The organism is Paraburkholderia unamae, assembly GCF_003096875.1.
Taxonomy (GTDB): Bacteria; Pseudomonadota; Gammaproteobacteria; order Burkholderiales; family Burkholderiaceae; genus Paraburkholderia; species Paraburkholderia unamae.
Genome location: NZ_QEOB01000002.1, coordinates 185,497 through 206,851 on the forward strand (window position 1 = coordinate 185,497; position 21,355 = coordinate 206,851).

Consider the following 21,355-nt stretch of genomic DNA (forward strand, 5'->3'; position numbering starts at 1 on the left):
CTCCTGTCTGTCCAAAGTGGAAAAGTCGCGGGCGAAGCCCGCGTCAAGGGCAGGCGGCCAGCACCTTGCGGCCGATGATGAGTTTCTGGATTTCAGAAGCGCCCTCGTAAATGCGCATGGGCCGCACGTCACGAAAGAGCCGCTCGATCACGCAGCCCTGCGTGACGCCCAGTGCGCCGAATAGCTGCACGGCGCTGTCCACCACGCGAAACGCGGCTTCGGTCGCGCCGAGCTTGGCCATCGACGCCTCGCGTGTGATCGCCGCCCGGCGTGCGTCGCGCTGCCAGGCCGCGCGGTAGACCAGCAAGGCCGCGGCTTCGGTGTCGAGCGCCATATCCGCTACGCGCATGCGTACGGTGTCCATTTCCGCCATCGGCTTGCCGAACAGCGTCCGCGCGTTCATGCGCGCGACGGTTTCGTCCAGCGCGCGGCGCGCGAGACCCACGGCCGCCGCGCCGACCGACGAGCGGAAGATGTCGAGCACCGCCATCGCCACCTTGAATCCTTCGCCGGGTTGCCCGAGCATCGAGTCGGCGCTCACCTCGCAGTCGTGCAGTTCGAGTTCGGCAAGCGGGTGGGGCGCGACGATCTCCACATTTGCGCTGGCCTTCAAACCCGTTGTGCGCGCATCGACAAGAAAAGCGGAAAGCGCCTTCGCACCGGGTGCATCTTCGGTGCGCGCGACGATCACATAGTAGTCAGCAATGCCGCCGTTCGAGATATAGGCTTTCGCGCCGTTGAGCACATAGCGCTCGCCGCGCCGTTCGCCGCGCGTGGTGATCGCGGCGACGTCCGAGCCGCCGCCGGGTTCGGTCAGCGCGAAGGCGGCGAGCGTGCGGCCTTCGCGGCATCCGTCGAGGTAGCGCGAGCGCTGCGCTTCGCTGCCGAACAACCAGAGCGGCGCGGAGCCGATGCCCTGCATCGAGAACACGAAATCGGCGAGCGCGCTGTCATAGGACAGCGCTTCACGGATCAAGCAAACGGAGCGCAGATCGACCGATGGCGGCGTGTCGCCAGCCAGCCGCGGAACCGCGTAGCCCAGCAGTCCCGCCTTGCCCAGTTCGGCGGCGAGCAGCCTGCATTGTTCGGTGAGCGGCTGTTGCGCGAGCGATGGTTCGATTTGCGCGTAGCGAGCGCGCCAGGCATGAAGGCGCTCGACGGTGGTCTCGTGTTGCGCGTCGAAGAACGGCCAGTCCCAATGCGACCATCCACTCATGACCGTGCCTCCCCGGAAGCGAGCAGTTCTCTCGCCATGGCCTGCAACTCGTTCTTTTTCACTTTCTCTCCATTGGGGCTGGGCGTAACGGGGAATGCACCGATCCGGAAGATGCGCACCGGCACCTTGAAAATGGCCAGTTGCGCCTTGCATGCGGCGAGCAACGTGTGCTCCTCGTGAACATAGGCCTCGCTGCCGACGACGAACGCCACGGGGCGCGCGCTTCCCTGGGCTTCGACGGCCACGACCTGGCATGCGTGCGCGCCGGACGAGGCCAGCACGACTTCCTCGATCTCCAGCGGGTTGACGAGGTAGCCGCCAATGCGCAGAACGTCGCCGATGCGCGACAGATGGTTGAAGCCGCCGTCGCCGGTCAGGCAGGCGATGTCGCCGGTACGCAGGAAGCCGTCCGGCGTGAAGGCCTTCGCGGTGGCTTCGGCGTTGCCGAGATAGCCCGTCATGATGTCGGGCGTGGCGATCTCCAGTTCGCCGGGCTCGCCCGCGCCGAGCAGCGCGCCGGTGCGCAGGCAGCGCACGCGTATGCGCGCGTCGGGCGCGAGCGGCACGCCGCCCGATTGCGCGCGCCGATCGAGCGGCGCGTCGCCAGGTTGCGCGGCGAACAGCGCAAGCGTCTCGCTCATGCCGAAGCAGCCGCGCATCAGGATGCCTCTTGCTTCGGCGCGTTTGGGCAGATCGACGAGACCCGGCGTGAAATTGGCGTGGCCATACATGCGCAGGTCGCGCGGCGTCCAGTCCGCGCCGGTGGCCGCCAGGATCTTGTCGAGCATGTCGTTCGTGCCGAACATGTGCGTGACGCGATGCTCGACCATCGCGAGCGCCGTTTCGGCCGGGTCGAAGCTTTCCATGAGAACGAGCGGCGCGTGGGCGGCGAGCGCGGTCATCGCAATGGTGTAGCCGAACGCGCCGCAGAGCGGAATGGCCAGCAGCAGGCGGGCGTCGTCGGGGCCGATGCCGAAGGCGGCCGCCACGTCGCGGCCATGATGCAGCACGCGGCCCTGGGCGTGGACGATCAGCTTGGGCTGGCTCGTGGTGCCCGACGACGAGAGGATGATGCAGGCGTCCCCGGGCTGTGCGGGCACATGCGCTAACGGGGCGGCGCAAGCCAGCGCTTCGAGATCGATCGCCCGAGCGCCCTCTGGTGCGTACGGCGCACGCGCGGCCGGGGCGCGCGCGTACGCCTCGCTCACCGCCACCACGCATTGCAGCGCGGCGAGGCAAGCGGGATCCACGGCGCGCAACAGAGATTCGTAATCCTTCCCTTTATACGAAGGCATGTAGCAAAGCGCCTTGCAGCCGGTTCGCTCCATGAACTGGCCCACTTCCTTCGGACCATAGCGCATGTTCAGGCACAGCACGGCCGCCCCGAGGCGCGCGCAGGCGAGCGCGATGGCGAGCCAGTCAGGCAGGTTCGGCAGCCACAGTGCGACCGTGTCATGGCGGCGGATGCCCGCCTCGTTCAGGCCGCCCGCAATGCGCTGCGCGCGCTCGCGCAATTCGCCATAGCTGATGCGCGCATCGCCGAACACGAGCGCCGTGGCCGCGGGCGGCGCGCGCTCGATCCATTCGAACAGTGTGGTTTCGGACATAGCGCCTCGCTCAGACCGTGCCGATGGGCGTGACCGGCGAGCCGACCGCGCCCGGCAAACGCAGCGGCGGCGCCGTCAAGAGGAAGCGATGGCGGCCGTGCTCGCGCAGCCACGTGGCGAGCGGCGTGAGGTACCAAAGCTCGCCGAACGGCATGCCGAGCTTGAAGAGGCAAAGCTCATGAAGCGGGAGGAAGGCACAGGGCCCGGACTGCGCGCGCGCGGGCACGGACTCCACGCCATAGTTGTCGGCCACGATCGCGGCGATGCCGCTGTCGATGATCCACTGATGCAACTCCGGGTCGCGCCCGTCGAGCGCGGCGCCAAAGCGCTCGGGCATGTCGGGCTCGGGCTGCTTGTTGCGCTCGAGCACGAGCTGCGCGAAACGCGTGTGCAGGCAGAGGATATCGCCCGGCTCGACCACCACGCCGTCCTCGCGCATGATGCGAGCGAGGTCGCGGTAGCTCACGATCCGGTGCGCGTCGCCGAGATGGGCGTGCAGATCGACCATCACGGCGCGCCCTTGCACGCCATGCTCCGCGATCTTCTCGATGCCCAGCGCGAGCGCTCGCGACTGCCCGTCGAGGCGCGGGTCGTCGGCCGGTGCAAGCACGTCCGCACCCGCGCGAAAGCCGTTGTAGTAGACGAGCTCGTCCACGCCGTCGCCGTCCACGTCGAAATGGCCGCCTACGTGCGCGAGCGCATCCCATTGCGTCGAATATTGCAGGAACAACTGGGCGTAGTCGTCGCAAACGACGTCGGTGAAATCGGGGTTTTCGCGCGACAGTTCGAAGTTCATGCCGAGCCCGAGCTTTCTGGGCGTCGGCTTGATGACCGGCGGGTGACGCCGCGGATTGAGCGCGTTGCCGCCTGGGTAGTCGAGCGGCAGGCTCAGGCAGAACGAGCGTCCCTCGCGGACTTCGGCCGCACCCTGGCGAACCTTCTCCGCCGTGATCAAATTCAGCCTTCCTAATTGATCGTCGGGGCCGAAGTCGCCCCAGTTCGATTGGGCGGGACGCTGCTTCCAGCGCGAACTGGTGGCGCTCTCCACGGGTCTGGCGTGGGGCGCATGGAACGCTTTGTACTGACTCATCCTGTCTCCTTTTTTGATGACGGCGTCACCTTGTTGGCAACGCAACGATGGAAGGTCGTGTTCCTGTTCTTGTGCTCCATTGCAGACGAACATCGATTACACTACAAGCACGCTTGGCGAATTCGATCACATTGTGAACATGAATAGCGATCAAGATTTGAACGGCGAGGCCGTCGCCGCACAGGATGGGCGAGCCCACGCGTCAGGCGTTGCAGGCACGCAAAGTCTTTCTCGTGCGTTAGGCCTGCTCAAGTGCGTGGCGGCCGCTCATGAACGCGGCGTCGACCTGGCGGAACTGCTCGCCACCACAGGGCTCGATCGAAGCACGGCGTTCCGGCTGCTCGCGGGGCTCGCGCACGAAGGGTTCGTCGAGCGCGAAGCGGTCACGCGCAAATACCGGCTCGGCATCGAGTCCATGCAACTGGGACTGACCGCCATGAGCCGCGCCCCCGTGCTCGTCAGTTGCCGCCCCATGCTGCTCTCCATCGCGCGTCAGACCGAGGACACGGTTTTCCTCCTCATTCGCAATGGCGACTACGGGCATTGCCTGCACATGGAGGAGGGCAACCATCCCATCAAGGCGCACACGCTGCTGCCCGGCAACCTGCGTTTGCTGGGTGTGGGCACGGCGTGTCTCGCGCTGCTCGCGAAGCTCCCCGACCCGGAAATCGACGCCATCTTCACGCGCCATCGGGTCGAGTACGAGCGCATGGGCATCACGCGCCAGCGCATGAAGGATCTGGTGCAGCGCACGTGCCGCACGGGCTATTCGGAAACGGAGAACATGATCACGGCGGGCGCCGGGGGCGTGGGCGCCGCGTTCGAGATCAGCAGGGGCAACTATGCGGCGCTCAGCGTGGCGTCGGTGCTCTCGCGCATGGGCAAGAGCCGGCGCGAATGGATCGCGGCGCTCGTGCGCGAAGAAATTCGCAGATCGCAGTCACGCTTCCCCGTGCACGGGAGCCAGGACGAATGAGCACGAATGCGAGGGCAGGCGGCAGGCCGCCTGCCCGCCTGCTTGCATGAGCACAAGCGTTAGTGGTGGATGCTGTTGTTGCGCGTCTCGCGGAAGAACAACACCGTTGCGATGAAGCCGAGCACCAGCCACACGGCGGGATAAAGCAGGCCGCCATAGATGCTGCCTGTTTGCGCGCTCAGCGCAAACGCGCCTGCCGGAAGCAGGCCGCCTATCCAGCCCGTGGCGAGGTGATACGGAAACGACATCGCGGTGTAGCGAATGCGGGCGGGAAACATCTCGACGAGCACGGCCGTGCCCGGACCGTAGATCATGCTTTGCAGCAGCATCATCCAGATCATCAGCCCGAACAGGCCCCATGCGTTGACGCTGGAAGGCTCCGCGCCTTCCGGATAGCCCGCCGTGCGCAATGCGGACGAGACTGTGGACGCCAGCGCTTTTTCGCGCCCGGCGCTGTCCGCGCCGCTCATGGTCGGCACGTCGTAGCGTTGCCCGCCGATTCCGATCCACGCTTGCGCACCGGCCGCGAGCGGCTCGGTCGCGAAGCTCGCCGAGAAGCGATACAGCAGGCGCTTCGCGACGTCGCACGAAGAGGTGAAATGGCGCGTGCCCGTGGGGTTGAACTGGATCGCGCAGCTTGCCGGGTCGGCATGCAGCACCACCGGCGCTTGCGCCTGCGCGCGTTCGAGCGCCGGGTTGCCCAGATGCGTCATGGCGCGATAGGCGGGCAGCAGGGTCGCGAGTATCAGCACGTAGCCGGCCAGCATGACCGGCTTTCTGCCTACGCGGTCGGAGAGCGCCGAGAAGATCCAGTACATGAGCGGCGACGTGCACAGCGCACCCATCATGATGAGGTTGGTGGTTTGCGCGTCGATCTTCAGCGTCTCGGTCATGAAGAACAGCGGATAAACGGTCGCCGTGTAGGCGATCACGGCAATCGGCGCGCACACCGCGAAGAAGGCGATCAGCATGGTCTTGCGGTGGGCCGGGTCGCCGAACAGCTCGCGTATCGGCGCGTGCGACTGGCGTTGTTCCTGCCGCAGTCGCGCGAACACGGCCGACTCCTGCATGGAAAGCCGGATATACACGGAGATCGCAAGGAGTACGGAGGAAAACAGGAACGGCAGGCGCCAGCCCCAGTCCTCGAACGCGCTTCCCGTCACGGCGCGGCACAGCGCGACGACCAGCAGCGACATGAGCAGGCCGATCGCGCCGGTCGAGACGATCCACGAGAGATTGCGCGCGCGCCGGTTTTGCGGCGAACTTTCCGCGACATAGGTGGCCGCGCCGCCGAATTCGCCGCCGAGCGCCAGACCTTGCGTCATGCGCAGCGCGATGAGGATCACGGGCGCGACCACGCCAAGCTCGGCGTAGCCCGGCAGCACGCCCACGCACACGGTGGACAGGCCCATGACGACAATCGTTGCGAGAAAGGTGTACTTGCGTCCCTGGCGGTCGCCGAGCCGGCCGAATACCAGCGCGCCGAACGGCCGCAACAGGAAGCCCGTGGCGAACGCGAGCAGCGTGAAGATGAATCCCGTGCGCGGGTCGACGCCCGCGAAGAACTTCTTCGCAATGACTGGCGCGAGCGATGCGTAGAGATAGAAGTCATACCATTCGAACACCGTGCCGACCGACGCGCTGACCAGCACCCTCGTCACGCCGCGCGAGGCGGGCGCGGGTGAGGCGCGCCCGGCGAGGGCGTCCAGACTTTCCTGTGCCATATCCGTTGTCTCCTGGTTCTTGTTGCCGCGCCGGTTCGTCGGACACGGCTTTCGGTTGTGTCTTCGCCTTCGAACATTCCAGGACTGCGTGATTGCCCAGCCTGCGCACGCTCGCGCCCGAAGCGACCGCGCATGCCGGTACGCCAGGGATTTCACCAGGCGGCCGGCAGCAAGCCGAAAGCCGGCGTGCGTGCCAATGATTTGAGCGAATGGGGAAGCGCGCTTCAACCGCTATTCAGCGATCCGTTCACACTGTGAACGCGCGCCGGCGGCCTGCGTTGGGGGGTAGTTCGAATGGCGTAGCACGCCGGGAGATGGCGCGGTGCGCACATTGGTTGTGCTAACAACCTTATGGGCAGGTCACGCTTATGGGCAACGCGCTCGCGCTGCCCCCGTGACGCCGTGATCGGCGATTTATGCGGTGCGAAGGGCCGGATGCTCGGCGGAGTCTGCGAACACGCGAATGGCGTCGCCCTCCATGCGGTAGCGAACCCATTCGCTTTGCGGTTGCGCGCCGATAGACCGGTAGAAGCCGATTGCCGGCTCGTTCCAGTCCAGCACGCTCCATTCGAAGCGCCCGCAGCCCGTTTCCACGGCGATCGCGGCGAGATGCTGCAACAGGCGCTTGCCCGCGCCCTGGCCGCGCGCGTCGGTCGAGACGTAAAGGTCCTCGAGATACAGGCCGGGTTTGGCTTGCCACGTCGAATACGAAAAGAAGTACACGGCAAACCCCACCGGTTCGCCGTCGAGTTCGCATATCAGCGCCTTGGCGGGCGATTGGGGGCCGAACAGCGAGGCGGTAATCGTTTCCGTGGTCGCGAGGACCTGATCTTCGGCCTTTTCGTAGCGGGCGAGCTCCCTGATGAAGTGCAGGATGAGCGGGGCGTCGTTGGAGACTGCGGGTCGGATATCGAGTGCCATGAGCGTGAGCCGGTTCCGGAAATGCCAGGGGAAAGACCAGCATGGTAGTCGAAAGCGAATCTGCATATACTGCATTATCTTCAATGTCGAATGAACATCATGCATCAAGGGCTGCGCCAGCTTGACCTGAATTTGTTGCTCGTGTTCGACGCGCTGGTGCGTCACCGCTCGGTGAGGCTGGCGTCCGACGAGCTGGCGATGAGCGCGTCGGCGTTGAGCCATGCGCTGGCGCGACTGCGCAACGCGCTCGCCGACGAACTGTTTGTGCGGGTCGGCAATGAAATGCGGCCCACCGCGGCGGCCGAAAGGATGATGCGCCCGATAGGCGAAGCGCTCGCATTGCTCAACGCCGGACTTACGCCCACGCGCCGGTTCGACGCCGCCGCAAGCGATCGCACGTTTGTGTTCGCCGCCACCGACTACACCGCGTTTGCCGTGCTTCCCGCATTTATCGCGAGAATGCAGAAGGTTGCGCCGAAGCTGCGTTTCAAGGTGGTGTATTCGCGCGGCCGCGAATCGGCGGACGAGCTTGCGTCAGGCCGCATCGACTTTGCGCTCGGCTATGAGGAGGACGAACTGCCGTTGCCGGCGGGCGTTGAGAGCACCGACTGGTTCTCCGACGATTACGTGGTGATCGCGAGCAAACGGCATCCGTCGATCCGGCGCGCGCCGACCCTGGCGCAGTATCTCGCTGCGCGGCACGTGGTGGTGACGCCGTGGAATGAGACGCGCGGTTCGATCGATCTCGTGCTCGAGCGTCTCGGTGTGACGCGGGAGGTGGCCGTGCAGTTGCCGAGCGTGCTCGCTGCACCGTTCATCATTGCTCACACGGATCTGCTGATGACCGTTCCGCAGCATGCGGCGCTGATCTTGCAGAAAGCCGCGCCCGTCACGATTTTTCCGGCGCCATTCGCGGTGCCGCAATACACGCTGAAGATCTATCAGCACACGCGGCATGTTGGCACCGCTGCTCACACCTGGTTGCGCGATCAATTGCTGCGTTCCGTGCCGGAATCGAAGCCGCGTTGAGGGGCGCTATGCTGTACGTTTGCGCAGGAGGCATACATGGCAGAAGCATGGCAATTCCAGATCCGCATCACCGTCGCGCCCGACCTGGCCGAGGCGTTGCGCGCGCACGCTCAGGACGAGCGGCGCGACGTGATCGAAGCGGTCCTGCGCGAGCGCAACGCCACGTTGACGTGTCAGTTCGATGCCTTCGCCGGCTATGTCGAAGAGGCGGAGCGCATGGGCCGGGACCGGTATCCGCTGTATCAATGGACGAAGGATACGATCGCTAACCCCGAGAAAAAGGCGAAGTATCTGAAGTCGTATGCGGTGTACGTGGGCGGCGAACCGGTCTACGACAAGGACATCGCCGACTGGCTGTACGCTCGGCTCACGGCGCTCGCCGATCAGGCAGGGATCGAAAGCGTGAACCGGTTCGATACGAACCCGGCCAATAATCCGCAACCTCCGCAACCGCCCGCGCGGCAATGAGGTGGGCGGGCTCCGTTTTGCTCCCGCCCTGATCCGCACTCAGGCTGTTGCGTCGCACAACCGCCATGCGCCGGTTGAATCCGCCGGTGTTCCGTTTGGCGACCACGCAACTGTGTGCGTGCGCCGGATGCCTCACGAAAATATGCGCCAGGCCACCGGCGGCTTTCGTTAGAATCGGCTTTCGTCGAGGAAAAAGCCTGTTTGGATCACAGCGGTATTGAATCGCAAATACGGCTCACATTAACGGCTCACATTAATCATCCTTTACCGGAGGCGAGCGTGCCAGGTTTACTTCCCAATGTCGACCCCGAGGGACTCCTCGAATATTCAGTGGTTTATACCGACCGCTCGATCAATCACATGTCGCAGCGCTTTCAGGGCGTGATGCGCGACATCTCCAGCTCCCTGAAAAAAGTCTACAACGCGAAGGCGGTCGCCGTCGTGCCGGGCAGCGGGACATTCGGCATGGAAGCCGTCGCCCGGCAGTTCGCGACGAACAAGAAGTGTCTGGTTATCCGCAATGGCTGGTTCAGTTTCCGCTGGTCGCAGATTTTCGACATGGGCGGTATTCCGTCCGAATCGATCGTGTTGAAGGCGCGTCCGGTCGAACAAGGCAGGCAGGCCGCGTATGCGCCGCCGCCGATCGAAGAAGTGGTTGCCGCGATCAAGGAACACAAGCCGGACCTGGTCTTTGCGCCGCATGTCGAAACCGCCTCGGGCATGATGCTGCCCGACGCGTATTTGCGCGCGGTGGGCGACGCCGTGCATGCCGTTGGCGGCATGTTCGTGCTGGACTGCATTGCGTCCGGCACGATCTGGGTCAACATGGAGGCCAGCGGCGTGGATGTCCTGATCAGCGCGCCGCAAAAGGGGTGGAGCGCGTCGCCGTGCTGCGGCCTGGTCATGCTCGGCGCGCTCGCCCGCGAACGGATCGACGCCACGACGAGCACCAGCTTTGCGTGCGACCTGCGCAAGTGGCTTCAGATCATGGAAGCCTATGAGAACGGCGGCTTCGCGTACCACGCCACGATGCCCACCGACAGCCTCGCGACGCTGCGCAACGTGATGAAGGAAACCGAGGCATACGGCTTCGACAAGGTGCAAGCGGAGCAATTCGAACTCGGCAAGCGCATTCGCGCACTGCTGGTTGCCAAGGGTTTCCGAAGCGTGGCGGCCGAAGGTTTTCAGGCACCGGGCGTCGTGGTCAGCTACACCGACGACGACGGCATACGATCGGGCAAGAAGTTCGCCGACGAGGGATTGCAGATCGCGGCCGGTGTTCCCCTCCAATGCGACGAGCCTGAAGATTTCAAAACCTTCCGCCTCGGGTTATTCGGCCTGGACAAACTGCACGACATCGAAGGGACGGTCGCCAGGTTCGCCAAGGCACTGGACCGCATTAGCTAGCCGCAACGCGCAAGCATCGACAGACGTTAGTAATCGAAAGGCAGTTCGCCTTGCGTCGGCGCCGCCGCGGATACGCCATCCGCGGCGCGCTCTAGCGAGCCAATGCGCACACCGATGAGACGGATGCGCCGATCCAGTGAGACCCGCTTCAGGCATTCGCCAACCGCTCGCCGAATTGCGGCTGCATCCGCCACCGGTTCGGGCAGCGAGAGGTCGCGAGTGACGATCTTGAAGTCGGCGAACTTGATTTTCAGGCCTACCGTGCGGCCGCGATATCCTTTGCGGTGAAGGTCCTCGGTGACTCTTTCGCAAAGGCGTGTGAGCGCGGGCGTGAGCGTGGCGCGGTCGCGGACCACATGCATGTCGCGCTCGAACGTGGTTTCGCGACTCATGGACTTCGGCTCCGAGGACACCACCACGGCGCGATCGTCGAGCCCTTGCGCGATTCTGGCCAGCCACGCAGCGTAGGTGCGCCCAAAGTGCTCCTGCAAGAGCCCGAGGTCCGCCGCGGCCAGCTCGCCGATCGTTGTGATGCCTATGCTTGCCAGGCGGTCGTTTGCACGCGGCCCGATGCCGTTCACTTTCTTCGCCGGCAGCGGCCAGATGCGCGACTCGAGGTCGGCCATCGTGAGCAGCGTGAGACCGTTGGGCTTGTCCAGCTCCGAGCCGATTTTCGCGAGCAGCTTGTTTGGCGCGATGGCGATGGAGCAGGTGAGATTGGTCGCCTCGTGCACGGCCGCCTTGATCCGGGCTCCGAGTTCGCCGGATTCACCATCGACGTTCGTGAGGTCGATGTATATCTCGTCGATGCCCCGGTCTTCGATCTGGTCCGTGAACGTGTGAACCGCATCCTTGAAGAGTCGCGAATAGCGCCGGTACGAATCGAAATCCGTGGGCAGGAGAATGGCGTCGGGTGCGAGTTGCGCGGCCTTCATCATGCCCATTGCGGAGAACACGCCAAAGGCGCGCGCCTCGTAAGTGGAAGTCGTGACCACGCCCCGGCCCACATAGTCGCGCAGCCGGGCGAAGCGGCGCGTGCCGTCGGGTAAAGTCTCCGGCACCGCATTGCGTCCGCCGCCGATCACGACGGGTTGCCCTCGTAATTCTGGGTAGCGCAGCAGTTCCACGGACGCGTAAAACGCGTCCATGTCGAGATGTGCAATTCGGCGCGGTAGGTGGATGGTCACGCTGAAATGACTTTGGCGGTACGGGCGAGGCTCACGGGCGAAAATGCGCTGGCGTCGGTGAATACTGTATATTTGCACAGTATTCTACCGCATGGTCCCGGCGGTGCAGCCAACGAACTTCAGCGAAAATTCAGCGAAAACGAATCGTGGTTGGCACGTGTTACAGGAACAGCAATGGAAGATCTTTTGGCAGCGCAAGCGTGGGTTCAGATGACGACGCCCGCGGTGGTCGCGCACTATCGTTCAGCCGGTGTGCTGACTTGGAATCTGCTTCATGCCATGGAGGAAGAAGTCCTCGAATCGCTCGAGGACGAAGGGTATCCGGACTGGATTGTGGACATGCTGCGAGCGCCGCACGCTCCCGAATATCCGCACGACGACCACGCCGTATCGTTCGAGGCACACGACTTCATCCCGCCGGTTTTCGCGGCGATCGACGACGAGTGGCGCCGGGCAGATTGAAGGGGAAGGGCGAAGAAGCTTTGGCGGTCGGCCACTTCTTCGTCGAACAATCGTCCAGACTTCCGGACGCCCGCAGGAAGTCAGACGTTATATCCGGAACCGCGCATCAACTGGCGCGGGGCCTCGCCGCCCGAGCCTTGCGTGTCGAACTGCGCGCGTAGCTTTGCGTCGGCCTTGCGGGTCACGCCGCGGTGCATGGCCACAATAATCGCGAAAAAGGCGATGAGGAAGATCGGCAAGGTAAGCATCGTGCGGCTCCTGGCAGGTCAGACCGAATAGCGGTCCGGCGGCGGCCCTGCGCGGGCGCGCCGCCAATCACCATCTGTCTGCGTCGACCCCGATGACGCGCATAGCCCGGGCCTGGATGTGCCCTGCGGCAACCCGAAGTTTGGGGGACACGGCCTGGATTTGCCGTCCGCCGACCCGGACGCTCCAGCGAAAGCATCATTCCTGTTTCGCGAATGTTCGATTTCGAAGCACAACTCCGTTCGAATGATCGCTCCCACGCATCGAGGATGTGGCACCTTGAGAGGAAGGTGGCTGGCCTTTGATGGGTGAAAAAATCTAATAAAATTAAAATCAAGGCAACATTAGACGATATAAGAAATAAAAAAGTAAATATTAATTCTGTAATACACCAATTCAGCGGGCCTCAATTTAGCGACAAATCAATCCGGACCTGCCCCACCTTCCTTCACCCTCCGCTTGCCCAATCGAACCTTTACTTTTTCGTTCATGTTCGATAAATTTCGAATTCGAACATTTCAAGGTTCGTTTCTTTTTCCAGGGACAGCAGGTGACTCAACAGAACCGGTACGATCTGCTCGTGGTGGGCGGCGGGATCAACGGCGCGGGCATCGCGCGTGACGCGGCCGGGCGCGGGCTTTCCGTGCTCCTTTGCGAGCAGGACGATCTCGCCTCGCATACCTCGTCGGCCAGCACCAAGCTGATTCACGGCGGCCTGCGCTATCTCGAGTACCGGGAGTTCGGACTCGTGCGCAAAGCGTTGCAGGAGCGCGAAACGCTGCTGCGCGCGGCGCCCCACATCATGTGGCCGCTGCGCTTCGTCATGCCGCACATGCCGAACCTGCGTCCCGCGTGGCTGATCCGCGTCGGGCTGTTCCTCTACGATCATCTGGCCCGGCGCGAATTGCTGCCCGGCTCGCACGGCATCGACATGCGCCGCCACGCGGCCGGCGCACCGCTCATCGATTCGATCCGGCGCGGCTTCGTCTATTCGGACGGCTGGGTGGACGATGCGCGACTCGTTGTGCTCAACGCGCTCGACGCGAAAGAGCGCGGCGCGCAGATCCTCACGCGCACGAAGCTCGTTTCGGCGCGACGCACGGCCGGCGAGCGCGGCGAACGTGGCGAATGGCAAGCTATCCTGCGCCGCCCCGACGGCAGCACCTTCGACGTGCGCGCGCGCGCCGTCGCCAACGCGGCCGGTCCGTGGGTGGGCGAGGTGCTGCACGGCGCGCTCGGGCGCGCAGCGCAGCACAGCGTGCGCCTCGTGAAGGGCAGCCATATCGTGACGAAACGCCTGTTCGATCACGATCACGCGTACATCTTCCAGAACCCGGACAAACGCATCATCTTCGCGATTCCGTACGAGCACGACTTCACGCTGATCGGCACGACCGATGTGGAGTACCGCAACGACCCCGCGAAGGTGTCGATCGACGGCGACGAAACGCGCTACCTGTGTGACTCGATCAACCGCTATTTCAAGCGCAAGATTTCGCCCGCCGACGTGCAATGGACCTACTCGGGCGTGCGCCCGCTGCTCGAAGAGGAGGGCGCGGCCAACGCGTCCGCCGTCACGCGCGACTACAAGCTCGAACTCGACGAAACGGCGGGCGCACCGCTGCTTTCGGTGTTTGGTGGCAAGATCACGACCTTTCGCAAGCTCGCGGAAGAAGCGTCGGACATGCTGTGCGGCGCGCTCGGCCATGCGGCGCCCTCGTGGACGGCGGGTGCACCGCTGCCGGGCGGCGACATCGCTCAGGCGCGTTTCGAGCCCTTCGCGCAAAGCTTCGCGAAGCGCCACGCCTGGCTGCCTGCCGCGCTTGCGCGCCGCTACGCGCGCGCATACGGCACGCGCGCCGAGCGCCTGGTTGGCGCGGCGCAATCGCTTTCCGATCTCGGCGCGCCAGTGGCGCCGGGCATTTACGAAGCCGAGTTGCGCTATCTGCGTGACGCCGAATGGGCCACGCGCGCCGAAGACGTGCTGTGGCGCCGCTCGAAGCTCGGCCTGCATGTGGTGCCGGGCACGCTGAACGGCGTGGCTGCCGCCATCGACGGCTGGTTTGCCGCGGCAAGCGCGAAGGCGACCGCGCAGCACTGAAGTTCGCCGCTTTGACGTACCCACCACGTGCCGCTTCATGCGGCGCGATATCACAACTACGTACGGATGGAGATGAGAGACATGCAGGAACAGTACATCCTCGCGCTCGACCAGGGCACCACGAGCTCGCGCGCCATGCTATTCGACCGCCAGGGCAACATCGTTTCGACGGCCCAGAAGGAGTTCGAGCAGATTTATCCGCAGCCGGGCTGGGTCGAGCACGATCCGCAGGAAATCTGGTCGACGCAGGCCGGCGTGGCCGCCGAGGCCGTCACGCGCGCGGGCCTGAACGGCACCAATATCGCCGCGATCGGCATCACGAACCAGCGCGAAACGACCATCGTCTGGGACCGCGAGACGGGACACCCCATCTATAACGCAATCGTGTGGCAGGACCGCCGCACGGCCGACTTCTGCGACTCGCTCAAGGAGCGCGGCCTCGAAGAGAAGGTGCGTGCGAGGACCGGCTTGCCGATCGATTCGTACTTCTCGGGCACCAAGATCCGCTGGATTCTCGACAACGTGCCGGGCGCGCGCGAAAAGGCGCGTCAGGGCAAGCTCGCGTTCGGCACCGTCGACAGCTGGCTCGTGTGGAACTTCACGAAGCACGAGCTGCACGTGACCGACGTGACGAACGCGTCGCGCACCATGCTGTTCAATATCCACACGCGCCAATGGGACGACGAGTTGCTCGACGCGCTCGAAATTCCGCGCAGCATGCTGCCCGAAGTCCGTTCGTCGTCCGAAATTTACGGTCCGACCAAGACCACGGTGTTCGCCTCGAAAATTCCGCTGGCAGGCATCGCGGGCGATCAGCAGGCGGCGATGTTCGGCCAGATGTGCACGAGCACGGGCATGGTGAAGAACACCTATGGCACGGGCTGCTTCCTGATGATGAACACGGGCACGAAGCCCATCGAGTCGAAGAACAACCTCGTGACCACGATCGCCTGGCAGATCGGCGACGAGGTCAATTACGCGCTCGAAGGCAGCATCTTTATCGCGGGCGCAGTCGTGCAGTGGCTGCGCGACGGCATGGGCATCATCAAGAGCGCGCCGGAAATCGAAGCGCTCGCCGCGAGCGTGCCGCATACCGACGGCGTCTATCTCGTGCCGGCCTTCGCGGGTCTCGGCGCGCCGCACTGGAACGCGCATGCGCGCGGCACGCTGTTCGGCGTGACGCGCGGCACGACATCGGCGCACCTCGCGCGCGCGGCGCTCGATTCGATCGCCTACCAGTCGCTCGACGTGCTCGCGGCAATGGAGGCGGATTCGGGCATCAGCGTGGGCGAGTTGCGCGTGGACGGCGGCGCGAGCGCGAACAACCTGCTCATGCAGTTCCAGGCCGACCTGCTCGGCGTGGACGCGGTGCGCCCGCGCATCACCGAAACCACGGCGCTCGGCGCGGCTTATCTTGCGGGCCTCGCGACCGGCTACTGGCAAAACGTGGGCGAGCTGCAAAGCCAGTGGAAGCTCGACCGGCGCTTTGCTCCGTCGATGCCGTCCGCGCAGGTCGACGCCTGCCGTGCGGGCTGGCAGCGCGCGGTGCGCGCGGCCAAGGCCTGGGCCGACGACTCGCACTGAGCGGCGCGCGCCCGTTTCAAAAAAATAAGCATAACGAACTAACATAACCCGTGAACGGCGCACACGCACAGCGTGCGCCGCGCGGGCATAGAGAGACAACCAGACAATCATGTCACCCTATATTGCGGAATTTATCGGCACGGCCATTCTCGTGCTGCTCGGCAACGGCGCCGTGGCCAACGTGCTGCTGGCGAAAACGAAAGGCAAGGGCGCCGACCTCATCGTCATCGTGATGGGCTGGGCCATGGCCGTGTTCGTGGCGGTCTACGTGACCGCCTCGTTCAGCGGCGCGCACCTCAACCCGATCGTGACGATCAGCCTCGCGCTGGCGGGCAAGTTCGCGTGGTCGAAGGTGGGCGGCTATGTCGCCGCGCAGATGCTCGGCGGCATGGCCGGCGCGCTGCTCGTGTGGCTTGCGTATCGCCAGCACTTCGCGAAGGAGGCCGACCCCGACCTCAAGCTCGCGGTGTTCTGCACGGCGCCCGCCATTCGCAGCGTCAAGCACAACGTGCTGACCGAAGCGATCTGCACCTTCGTGCTGATTCTCGGCGTGCTGTATCTGGCCGCGCCGCAGGTGGGGCTCGGCGCGCTCGACGCGCTGCCCGTGGGCCTGCTCGTGCTGGGTATCGGCATTTCGCTGGGCGGCCCGACGGGCTACGCCATGAGCCCGGCGCGCGATCTCTCGCCGCGCATCATGCACGCGCTGCTGCCGATTCCGGGCAAGCGCGACAGCGACTGGCGCTACGCCTGGATTCCGGTGCTCGGGCCGCTGGCAGGCGGCGCGGCGGCGGCCGGGCTGTACCACTATTTGCACACGATGAGCTGATGGCTTTAGCCTTCGCGCCTGGCTGACAGGCGCGTTGCGATGCACAAAACCCGCGAACGCCCAGGCGTTCGCGGGTTTTTGCTTTTCTGGCGCGCGCCGTCGTGCTTACGGGTAAAGGGCGCGATCCGGTTTCGCTATCGCCCCATGCGGCTTTCGGATTGTTCGGCTATCGCGGCGCACCTATATTGGCTGCAACGCTTACACCAATCACTGGAGACGCCGCATGAAGCTGGTCCGTTGGGGCAGTAAGGGAGCCGAAAAGCCGGGTGTGATCGACGGCGAGGGGCGCGTGCGTGACCTGTCGAGCGTCGTGCCGGACGTGGCGGGCAAGGGTCTCGGCGCCGCCGCGCTGCGCGAGCTTGCCGCGCTCGATCTCGCCGCCTTGCCGCTCGTGCCCGCCGGCACGCGCCTGGGCCCCTGCGTGGGCGGCGTGGGCAAGATCGTCTGCGTGGGTCTGAACTATTCCGATCACGCCGCCGAATCGAACATGCCCGTGCCGAAGGAGCCGGTGTTGTTCCTCAAGGCCACGAGCGCGATCACCGGTCCCGATGACGACGTACTCATTGCGCCCGGTGCGAAAAAGGTGGACTGGGAAGTGGAGCTTGGCGTGGTGATCGGCGAGCCTGCGCGCAACGTTTCGCGCGAGCGCGCACTCGATCACGTGGCCGGTTATTGCGTGGTCAACGACGTTTCCGAGCGCGAGTGGCAGATCGAGCGCGGCGGCCAGTGGGACAAGGGCAAAGGCTATGACACGTTCGCACCGCTCGGGCCCTGGCTCGTCACGCGCGACGAGATCGCCGACCCGCAGGCGCTCGACATGTGGCTCGAAGTCGACGGCAAGCGCTATCAGAACGGCAACACGCGCACGATGATCTTCGACGTGGCCACGCTCGTTTCCTATATCAGCCAGTTCATGAGCCTGCAACCCGGCGACGTGATTTCGACGGGCACGCCGCCCGGCGTCGGCATGGGGCAGAAGCCCGAGCCGGTGTATCTGCGCGCCGGGCAGACCATGCGTCTTGCCGTGAGCGGGCTCGGCGAACAACGTCAACGCCTGGTGGCCGAACAAGGAGGGCAGGCACAATGAATCAGCTCGACATGAAGAATCGCGTGATGGTCGTCACGGGCGGCGCACGCGGCCTGGGCTATGCCGTGGCGCAGCGCGCGCTGCGCTCGGGCGCGGCGGTCTCGCTGTGGGATATCGACGCCGAGCGGCTGGAGCGCTCGCGCGCCGAGTTGTCGGAGCTTGGCAGCGTGTCGGCCGTGAAGGTCGAGCTGACCGACGCGGCTTCGGTCGAGGCGGCCGCGCAGCAAACCGTGAATGCGCACGGCGCGATCCACGCACTGGTGAACAGCGCGGGCATCACGGGCGGCAACGGCCTCACCTGGGAGTTGCCCGTGGACATATGGCGCCGCGTGATCGAAGTGAACCTGATCGGCTGCTATCTCACCTGCCGCGCCGTGGTGCCGTACATGATCGAGCAGGGCTATGGGCGCATCGTCAATATTGCCTCGGTTGCGGGCAAGGAAGGCAATCCGAATGCTTCGCACTACAGTGCATCCAAGGCCGGGCTCATCGGATTGACCAAGTCGCTTGGCAAGGAGCTGGCGACCAAGGGCGTGCTCGTCAACGCCGTGACGCCGGCTGCCGCGAAGACCGAGATTTTCGACTCCATGTTGCAGCAGCATATCGACTACATGCTCTCGAAGATCCCGATGAACCGCTTCCTGATGCCCGATGAAGCGGCGTCGATGATCGTGTGGCTGTCGACCGAAGACTGTGCGTTCAGCACGGGCGCGGTGTTCGACCTCTCGGGCGGCCGCGCGACCTACTGAGGCGGGTGGTACCCACGCGCGCGGCGGCCGCACGCCGCGCACGAATCACAATAACGGCGCGGCGGTAAGAGAAAAGCGTCGGCAAGGAGACACCGATGTTGACAGAACCACAAACGCTGGCGGAATCCGCAGGCCGCAAGGCCATGCGCCGCCTCCTGCCTTTCCTGCTGCTGATGTACGTGCTCGCGTTCCTCGACCGCGCGAACATCGGCTTCGCGCAAAAGGCGCTGCAACACGATACCGGCCTATCCGATGCGTCGTTCGCGTTCGGCGCGGGCGTGTTCTTCGTCGGCTACGCGCTTTTCGAAGTGCCCAGCAATCTCGCGCTGCATCGCGTGGGCGCGCGCATCTGGATGTGCCGGATCATGGTCACGTGGGGCTTGATTTCCGCGGCGATGGCGTGGGTGCAGTCGCCCACTTCGTTCTATGTGCTGCGTTTCCTGCTGGGCGTGGCCGAGGCGGGTTTCTTTCCCGGCATCATCTATTACCTCACGCAGTGGTTTCCGCAGTCCTCGCGCGCTCGGGCCATCGGTGTGTTCTATTTCGGCGCGCCGCTTGCGTTCATCTTCGGCGGCCCGTTGTCAGGACTTCTGATCGATATGCACGGCACCTTGGGGCTGGCGGGCTGGAAGTGGCTCTTTCTGGTGGAAGGCGGCCTCGCCTCGGCCGTGGGTGTATGGGCTTACTGGTATCTCGTCGACAAACCCGAGGACGCGCGCTGGCTGCAAGCCGACGAGCGCCGCGCGCTTGCCGCGGCCATCAAGCTCGATGCGCGTGAGGCCGCCGCGCACGGTCCGCGCGACGCGCTCGCCGCGTTGTTCGACCGCCGCGTGCTCGCGTATGCCGGAATCTATGCGCTGATCCAGATGAGCGTGTACGGCGTGATCTTCTTCTTGCCGCAGCAGGTGGCCTCGCTCGTGGGCGCTTCGGTGGGCCTGAAGGTGGGCTTGATCGCGGCCGTGCCCTGGCTGTGCGCCGTGGTGCTCACCTGGATCGTGCCGCGCCGTGTGGACCGCCTGGGCGGCCATCGCGCCTGGGCCGTGCGGTTGCTCGTGATGTCGGGCGTGGGCATTGCGGTTTCGGGCATGGCGGGGAGCCTGGGCGGCACGACTGGCGCGTTTGTCGCGATGCTCGGCCTGTGCTGCGCCGCAAGCGGCTTCATCGCGGCGCAGCCGCTGTTCTGGACCTTCCCGGCGCGCGACCTCGCGGGCGCGGCCTCGGCCAGCGGCATTGCGCTCATCAATTCGCTGGGCGGCCTGGGCGGTTTCATCGCGCCCATGCTGCGCGCCGCCGCCGATCGCAGTTTCGCTTCGCACGCGGCGGGCCTTCAGTTGCTCGGGCTCGCGAGCCTTGCCGCCGCGCTGCTCATTCTTATCGTCGCGCCGCGCGCCGTTACGCCCGCGGCCCGCTCGTTCGAGCCGCCCGTGCGGCGCGCGCGCTAATCCACTCCAAGGAGCTACGTCACATGGCCATGCCAACCATCAAACACGTGCGAGCCTTCACCGTGCGCGGCGGCGGCGCCGACTATCACGATCAGCCCGACGGCCACTGGATCGACGATCATATTTCCACGCCGATGGCGCGTTATCCCGAGTATCGTCAGAGCCGCCGCTCGTTCGGCATCGACGTGCTCGGCACGCTCGTGGTGGAAGTGGAGGCGAGCGACGGCACCGTGGGTTTTGCCGTGACCACGGGAGGCGAGATCGGCGCGTTCATCGTCGAGAAGCATCTCGCGCGTTTTCTAGAAGGGCAGCGCGTGACCGACATCGAGAAGATGTGGGATCAGATGTACTACGCCACGCTCTACTATGGCCGCAAGGGCGTCGTGCTCAACACCATCTCGGGCGTCGATCTCGCGTTGTGGGACTTGCTCGGGCAGATCCGCAAGGAGCCCGTGTATCAGTTGCTGGGCGGCCCAGTGCGCGACGAGTTGATGTTCTACGCGACCGGCGCGCGCCCCGACCTCGCGAAGGAGATGGGCTTTATCGGCGGCAAGCTGCCCTTGCGGCATGGTCCCGCCGAAGGCGAGGAGGGGCTCAGAAAGAACATCGAGCTGCTCGCCACGATGCGCGAGCGCGTGGGCGACGACTTCTGGCTCATGTACGACTGCTGGATGAGTCTCGACGTGCGCTACGCCACGCGCCTCGCGCAGGCCGCCAACGAATACGGCCTCAAGTGGATCGAGGAATGCCTGCCGCCCGACGACTACTGGGGCTACGCCGAACTGCGCCGCAACGTGCCGCGCGGCATGATGGTCTCCACGGGCGAGCACGAGGCCACGCGCTGGGGCTTTCGCATGCTGCTGGAAATGGGGTGTTGCGACCTGATCCAGCCCGACGTGAACTGGTGCGGCGGCATGACGGAACTCATCAAGATCTCGGCGCTCGCCGACGCCCATAACGTGCTCGTGGTGCCGCACGGCTCCTCGGTGTACAGCTACCACTTCGTCGTCACGCGCCATAACTCGCCGTTCGCCGAGTTCCTCATGATGGCGCCCAAGGCCGACAAAGTGGTGCCGATGTTCACGCCGTTGCTGCTCGACGAGCCGGTGCCGGTGAAAGGGCGGCTCAGGGTGCCGGACGCGCCGGGCTTCGGCGTGCGGCTCAATCCGGACTGCAAACTTTCCCGGCCTTACACGCACTGATCGCGCGTTGGACACGAATCGACGGTAAAGA

At 64.9% G+C, this 21,355-nt stretch carries 19 protein-coding genes; 12 read left to right on the forward strand and 7 right to left on the reverse strand.

The window, feature by feature from the left end:
• Nucleotides 1-43 precede the first annotated feature (43 nt).
• The 3 genes from C7402_RS04770 to C7402_RS04780 are packed head-to-tail and all read right to left on the reverse strand — an operon-like array spanning nt 44 to nt 3,913.
• Nucleotides 44-1,216: an acyl-CoA dehydrogenase family protein gene (locus C7402_RS04770; protein WP_116609785.1), complete on the reverse strand. Its 1,173-nt coding sequence runs from the start codon at nt 1,214-1,216 to the stop codon at nt 44-46.
• A complete protein-coding gene (locus tag C7402_RS04775; protein ID WP_116609786.1) occupies nt 1,213-2,823 on the reverse strand; it encodes an AMP-binding protein in 1,611 nt (536 codons plus the stop codon). Before C7402_RS04775 ends, C7402_RS04770 begins: the two co-directional genes overlap by 4 nt.
• A 10-nt stretch (nt 2,824-2,833) precedes the next feature.
• A complete protein-coding gene (locus C7402_RS04780) occupies nt 2,834-3,913 on the reverse strand; it encodes a cyclase family protein (protein ID WP_116609787.1) in 1,080 nt (359 codons plus the stop codon).
• A gap of 139 nt (nt 3,914-4,052) precedes the next feature.
• Here C7402_RS04780 and C7402_RS04785 point away from each other — a divergent pair, with 139 nt between their 5' ends.
• Nucleotides 4,053-4,889 carry an IclR family transcriptional regulator gene (locus C7402_RS04785; RefSeq protein ID WP_165841782.1) on the forward strand — a complete coding sequence of 279 codons (837 nt, stop codon included), beginning with the start codon at nt 4,053-4,055 and terminating at the stop codon, nt 4,887-4,889.
• A gap of 59 nt (nt 4,890-4,948) precedes the next feature.
• On the opposite strand, the gene C7402_RS04790 is transcribed toward C7402_RS04785, so the two are convergent.
• Both C7402_RS04790 and C7402_RS04795 read right to left on the reverse strand, forming a co-directional pair.
• The gene (locus C7402_RS04790) at nt 4,949-6,613 is read right to left on the reverse strand and encodes an MFS transporter (RefSeq protein WP_116609789.1); all 1,665 of its coding nucleotides are present in this window, start codon (nt 6,611-6,613) and stop codon (nt 4,949-4,951) included.
• A 414-nt stretch (nt 6,614-7,027) separates the two neighbouring features.
• On the reverse strand, nt 7,028-7,534 hold the full coding sequence (locus tag C7402_RS04795) for a GNAT family N-acetyltransferase (protein WP_116609790.1): 507 nt from the start codon (nt 7,532-7,534) through the stop codon (nt 7,028-7,030).
• A 99-nt stretch (nt 7,535-7,633) separates the two neighbouring features.
• On the opposite strand from C7402_RS04795, the gene C7402_RS04800 reads away from it, so the two are divergent.
• The 3 genes from C7402_RS04800 to C7402_RS04810 all read left to right on the forward strand — a co-directional run bounded on the left by C7402_RS04800 (nt 7,634) and on the right by C7402_RS04810 (nt 10,438).
• Complete coding sequence (locus C7402_RS04800; protein WP_116610072.1) at nt 7,634-8,563, forward strand: LysR family transcriptional regulator; 930 nt, start codon at nt 7,634-7,636, stop codon at nt 8,561-8,563.
• Nucleotides 8,564-8,599: 36 nt separating this feature from the next.
• Complete coding sequence (locus C7402_RS04805; protein ID WP_116609791.1) at nt 8,600-9,031, forward strand: hypothetical protein; 432 nt, start codon at nt 8,600-8,602, stop codon at nt 9,029-9,031.
• A 279-nt stretch (nt 9,032-9,310) separates the two neighbouring features.
• Nucleotides 9,311-10,438: a pyridoxal-phosphate-dependent aminotransferase family protein gene (locus C7402_RS04810; protein ID WP_116609792.1), complete on the forward strand. Its 1,128-nt coding sequence runs from the start codon at nt 9,311-9,313 to the stop codon at nt 10,436-10,438.
• A gap of 26 nt (nt 10,439-10,464) precedes the next feature.
• Here the strand turns inward: C7402_RS04810 and dinB are convergent, their stop codons facing one another.
• A complete protein-coding gene (gene dinB / locus C7402_RS04815; RefSeq protein WP_112169788.1) occupies nt 10,465-11,619 on the reverse strand; it encodes a DNA polymerase IV in 1,155 nt (384 codons plus the stop codon).
• 180 nt (nt 11,620-11,799) lie between these two features.
• On the opposite strand from dinB, the gene C7402_RS04820 reads away from it, so the two are divergent.
• Nucleotides 11,800-12,087, forward strand: coding sequence for a DUF2471 family protein (locus tag C7402_RS04820; protein ID WP_112169609.1), 288 nt, complete (start codon nt 11,800-11,802; stop codon nt 12,085-12,087).
• Nucleotides 12,088-12,167: 80 nt separating this feature from the next.
• On the opposite strand, the gene C7402_RS46760 is transcribed toward C7402_RS04820, so the two are convergent.
• Complete coding sequence (locus tag C7402_RS46760; RefSeq protein ID WP_165841783.1) at nt 12,168-12,335, reverse strand: hypothetical protein; 168 nt, start codon at nt 12,333-12,335, stop codon at nt 12,168-12,170.
• A gap of 548 nt (nt 12,336-12,883) precedes the next feature.
• Here C7402_RS46760 and glpD point away from each other — a divergent pair.
• The 7 genes from glpD (at nt 12,884) to rhmD (ending at nt 21,324) form a co-directional block, all read left to right on the forward strand.
• Nucleotides 12,884-14,434, forward strand: coding sequence for a glycerol-3-phosphate dehydrogenase (gene glpD, locus C7402_RS04825; RefSeq protein ID WP_116609793.1), 1,551 nt, complete (start codon nt 12,884-12,886; stop codon nt 14,432-14,434).
• 81 nt (nt 14,435-14,515) lie between these two features.
• Nucleotides 14,516-16,018 (forward strand): glycerol kinase GlpK, encoded by a 1,503-nt coding sequence (gene glpK, locus C7402_RS04830; protein WP_165841784.1) that lies wholly within the window; start codon nt 14,516-14,518, stop codon nt 16,016-16,018.
• A 109-nt stretch (nt 16,019-16,127) separates the two neighbouring features.
• Nucleotides 16,128-16,844, forward strand: coding sequence for an MIP/aquaporin family protein (locus tag C7402_RS04835; RefSeq protein ID WP_112169606.1), 717 nt, complete (start codon nt 16,128-16,130; stop codon nt 16,842-16,844).
• A gap of 223 nt (nt 16,845-17,067) precedes the next feature.
• On the forward strand, nt 17,068-17,931 hold the full coding sequence (locus C7402_RS04840; RefSeq protein ID WP_116609794.1) for a fumarylacetoacetate hydrolase family protein: 864 nt from the start codon (nt 17,068-17,070) through the stop codon (nt 17,929-17,931).
• Nucleotides 17,928-18,680 (forward strand): SDR family NAD(P)-dependent oxidoreductase, encoded by a 753-nt coding sequence (locus C7402_RS04845; protein ID WP_116609795.1) that lies wholly within the window; start codon nt 17,928-17,930, stop codon nt 18,678-18,680. The genes C7402_RS04840 and C7402_RS04845 overlap by 4 nt, the downstream gene beginning before the upstream one ends.
• Before the next feature lie 95 nt (nt 18,681-18,775).
• On the forward strand, nt 18,776-20,122 hold the full coding sequence (locus tag C7402_RS04850; RefSeq protein WP_116609796.1) for an MFS transporter: 1,347 nt from the start codon (nt 18,776-18,778) through the stop codon (nt 20,120-20,122).
• A gap of 23 nt (nt 20,123-20,145) precedes the next feature.
• A complete protein-coding gene (gene rhmD / locus C7402_RS04855; protein WP_116609797.1) occupies nt 20,146-21,324 on the forward strand; it encodes an L-rhamnonate dehydratase in 1,179 nt (392 codons plus the stop codon).
• Nucleotides 21,325-21,355 lie beyond the last annotated feature (31 nt).

Bases quoted from the DNA above. Each gene is read 5' to 3' on its own strand.
- C7402_RS04800 (WP_116610072.1), top strand. From the start codon at position 7,634: ATGCATCAAGGGCTGCGCCAGCTTGACCTGAATTTGTTGCTCGTGTTC.
- C7402_RS04785 (WP_165841782.1), top strand. From the start codon at position 4,053: ATGAATAGCGATCAAGATTTGAACGGCGAGGCCGTCGCCGCACAGGAT.
- C7402_RS04780 (WP_116609787.1), bottom strand. From the start codon at position 3,913: ATGAGTCAGTACAAAGCGTTCCATGCGCCCCACGCCAGACCCGTGGAG.
- C7402_RS04840 (WP_116609794.1), top strand. From the start codon at position 17,068: ATGAAGCTGGTCCGTTGGGGCAGTAAGGGAGCCGAAAAGCCGGGTGTG.
- C7402_RS04775 (WP_116609786.1), bottom strand. From the start codon at position 2,823: ATGTCCGAAACCACACTGTTCGAATGGATCGAGCGCGCGCCGCCCGCG.
- C7402_RS04795 (WP_116609790.1), bottom strand. From the start codon at position 7,534: ATGGCACTCGATATCCGACCCGCAGTCTCCAACGACGCCCCGCTCATC.
- C7402_RS04820 (WP_112169609.1), top strand. From the start codon at position 11,800: ATGGAAGATCTTTTGGCAGCGCAAGCGTGGGTTCAGATGACGACGCCC.
- C7402_RS46760 (WP_165841783.1), bottom strand. From the start codon at position 12,335: ATGCTTACCTTGCCGATCTTCCTCATCGCCTTTTTCGCGATTATTGTG.
- C7402_RS04845 (WP_116609795.1), top strand. From the start codon at position 17,928: ATGAATCAGCTCGACATGAAGAATCGCGTGATGGTCGTCACGGGCGGC.
- glpK (WP_165841784.1), top strand. From the start codon at position 14,516: ATGCAGGAACAGTACATCCTCGCGCTCGACCAGGGCACCACGAGCTCG.
- C7402_RS04790 (WP_116609789.1), bottom strand. From the start codon at position 6,613: ATGGCACAGGAAAGTCTGGACGCCCTCGCCGGGCGCGCCTCACCCGCG.
- C7402_RS04770 (WP_116609785.1), bottom strand. From the start codon at position 1,216: ATGAGTGGATGGTCGCATTGGGACTGGCCGTTCTTCGACGCGCAACAC.
- rhmD (WP_116609797.1), top strand. From the start codon at position 20,146: ATGGCCATGCCAACCATCAAACACGTGCGAGCCTTCACCGTGCGCGGC.
- C7402_RS04835 (WP_112169606.1), top strand. From the start codon at position 16,128: ATGTCACCCTATATTGCGGAATTTATCGGCACGGCCATTCTCGTGCTG.
- C7402_RS04850 (WP_116609796.1), top strand. From the start codon at position 18,776: ATGTTGACAGAACCACAAACGCTGGCGGAATCCGCAGGCCGCAAGGCC.
- C7402_RS04805 (WP_116609791.1), top strand. From the start codon at position 8,600: ATGGCAGAAGCATGGCAATTCCAGATCCGCATCACCGTCGCGCCCGAC.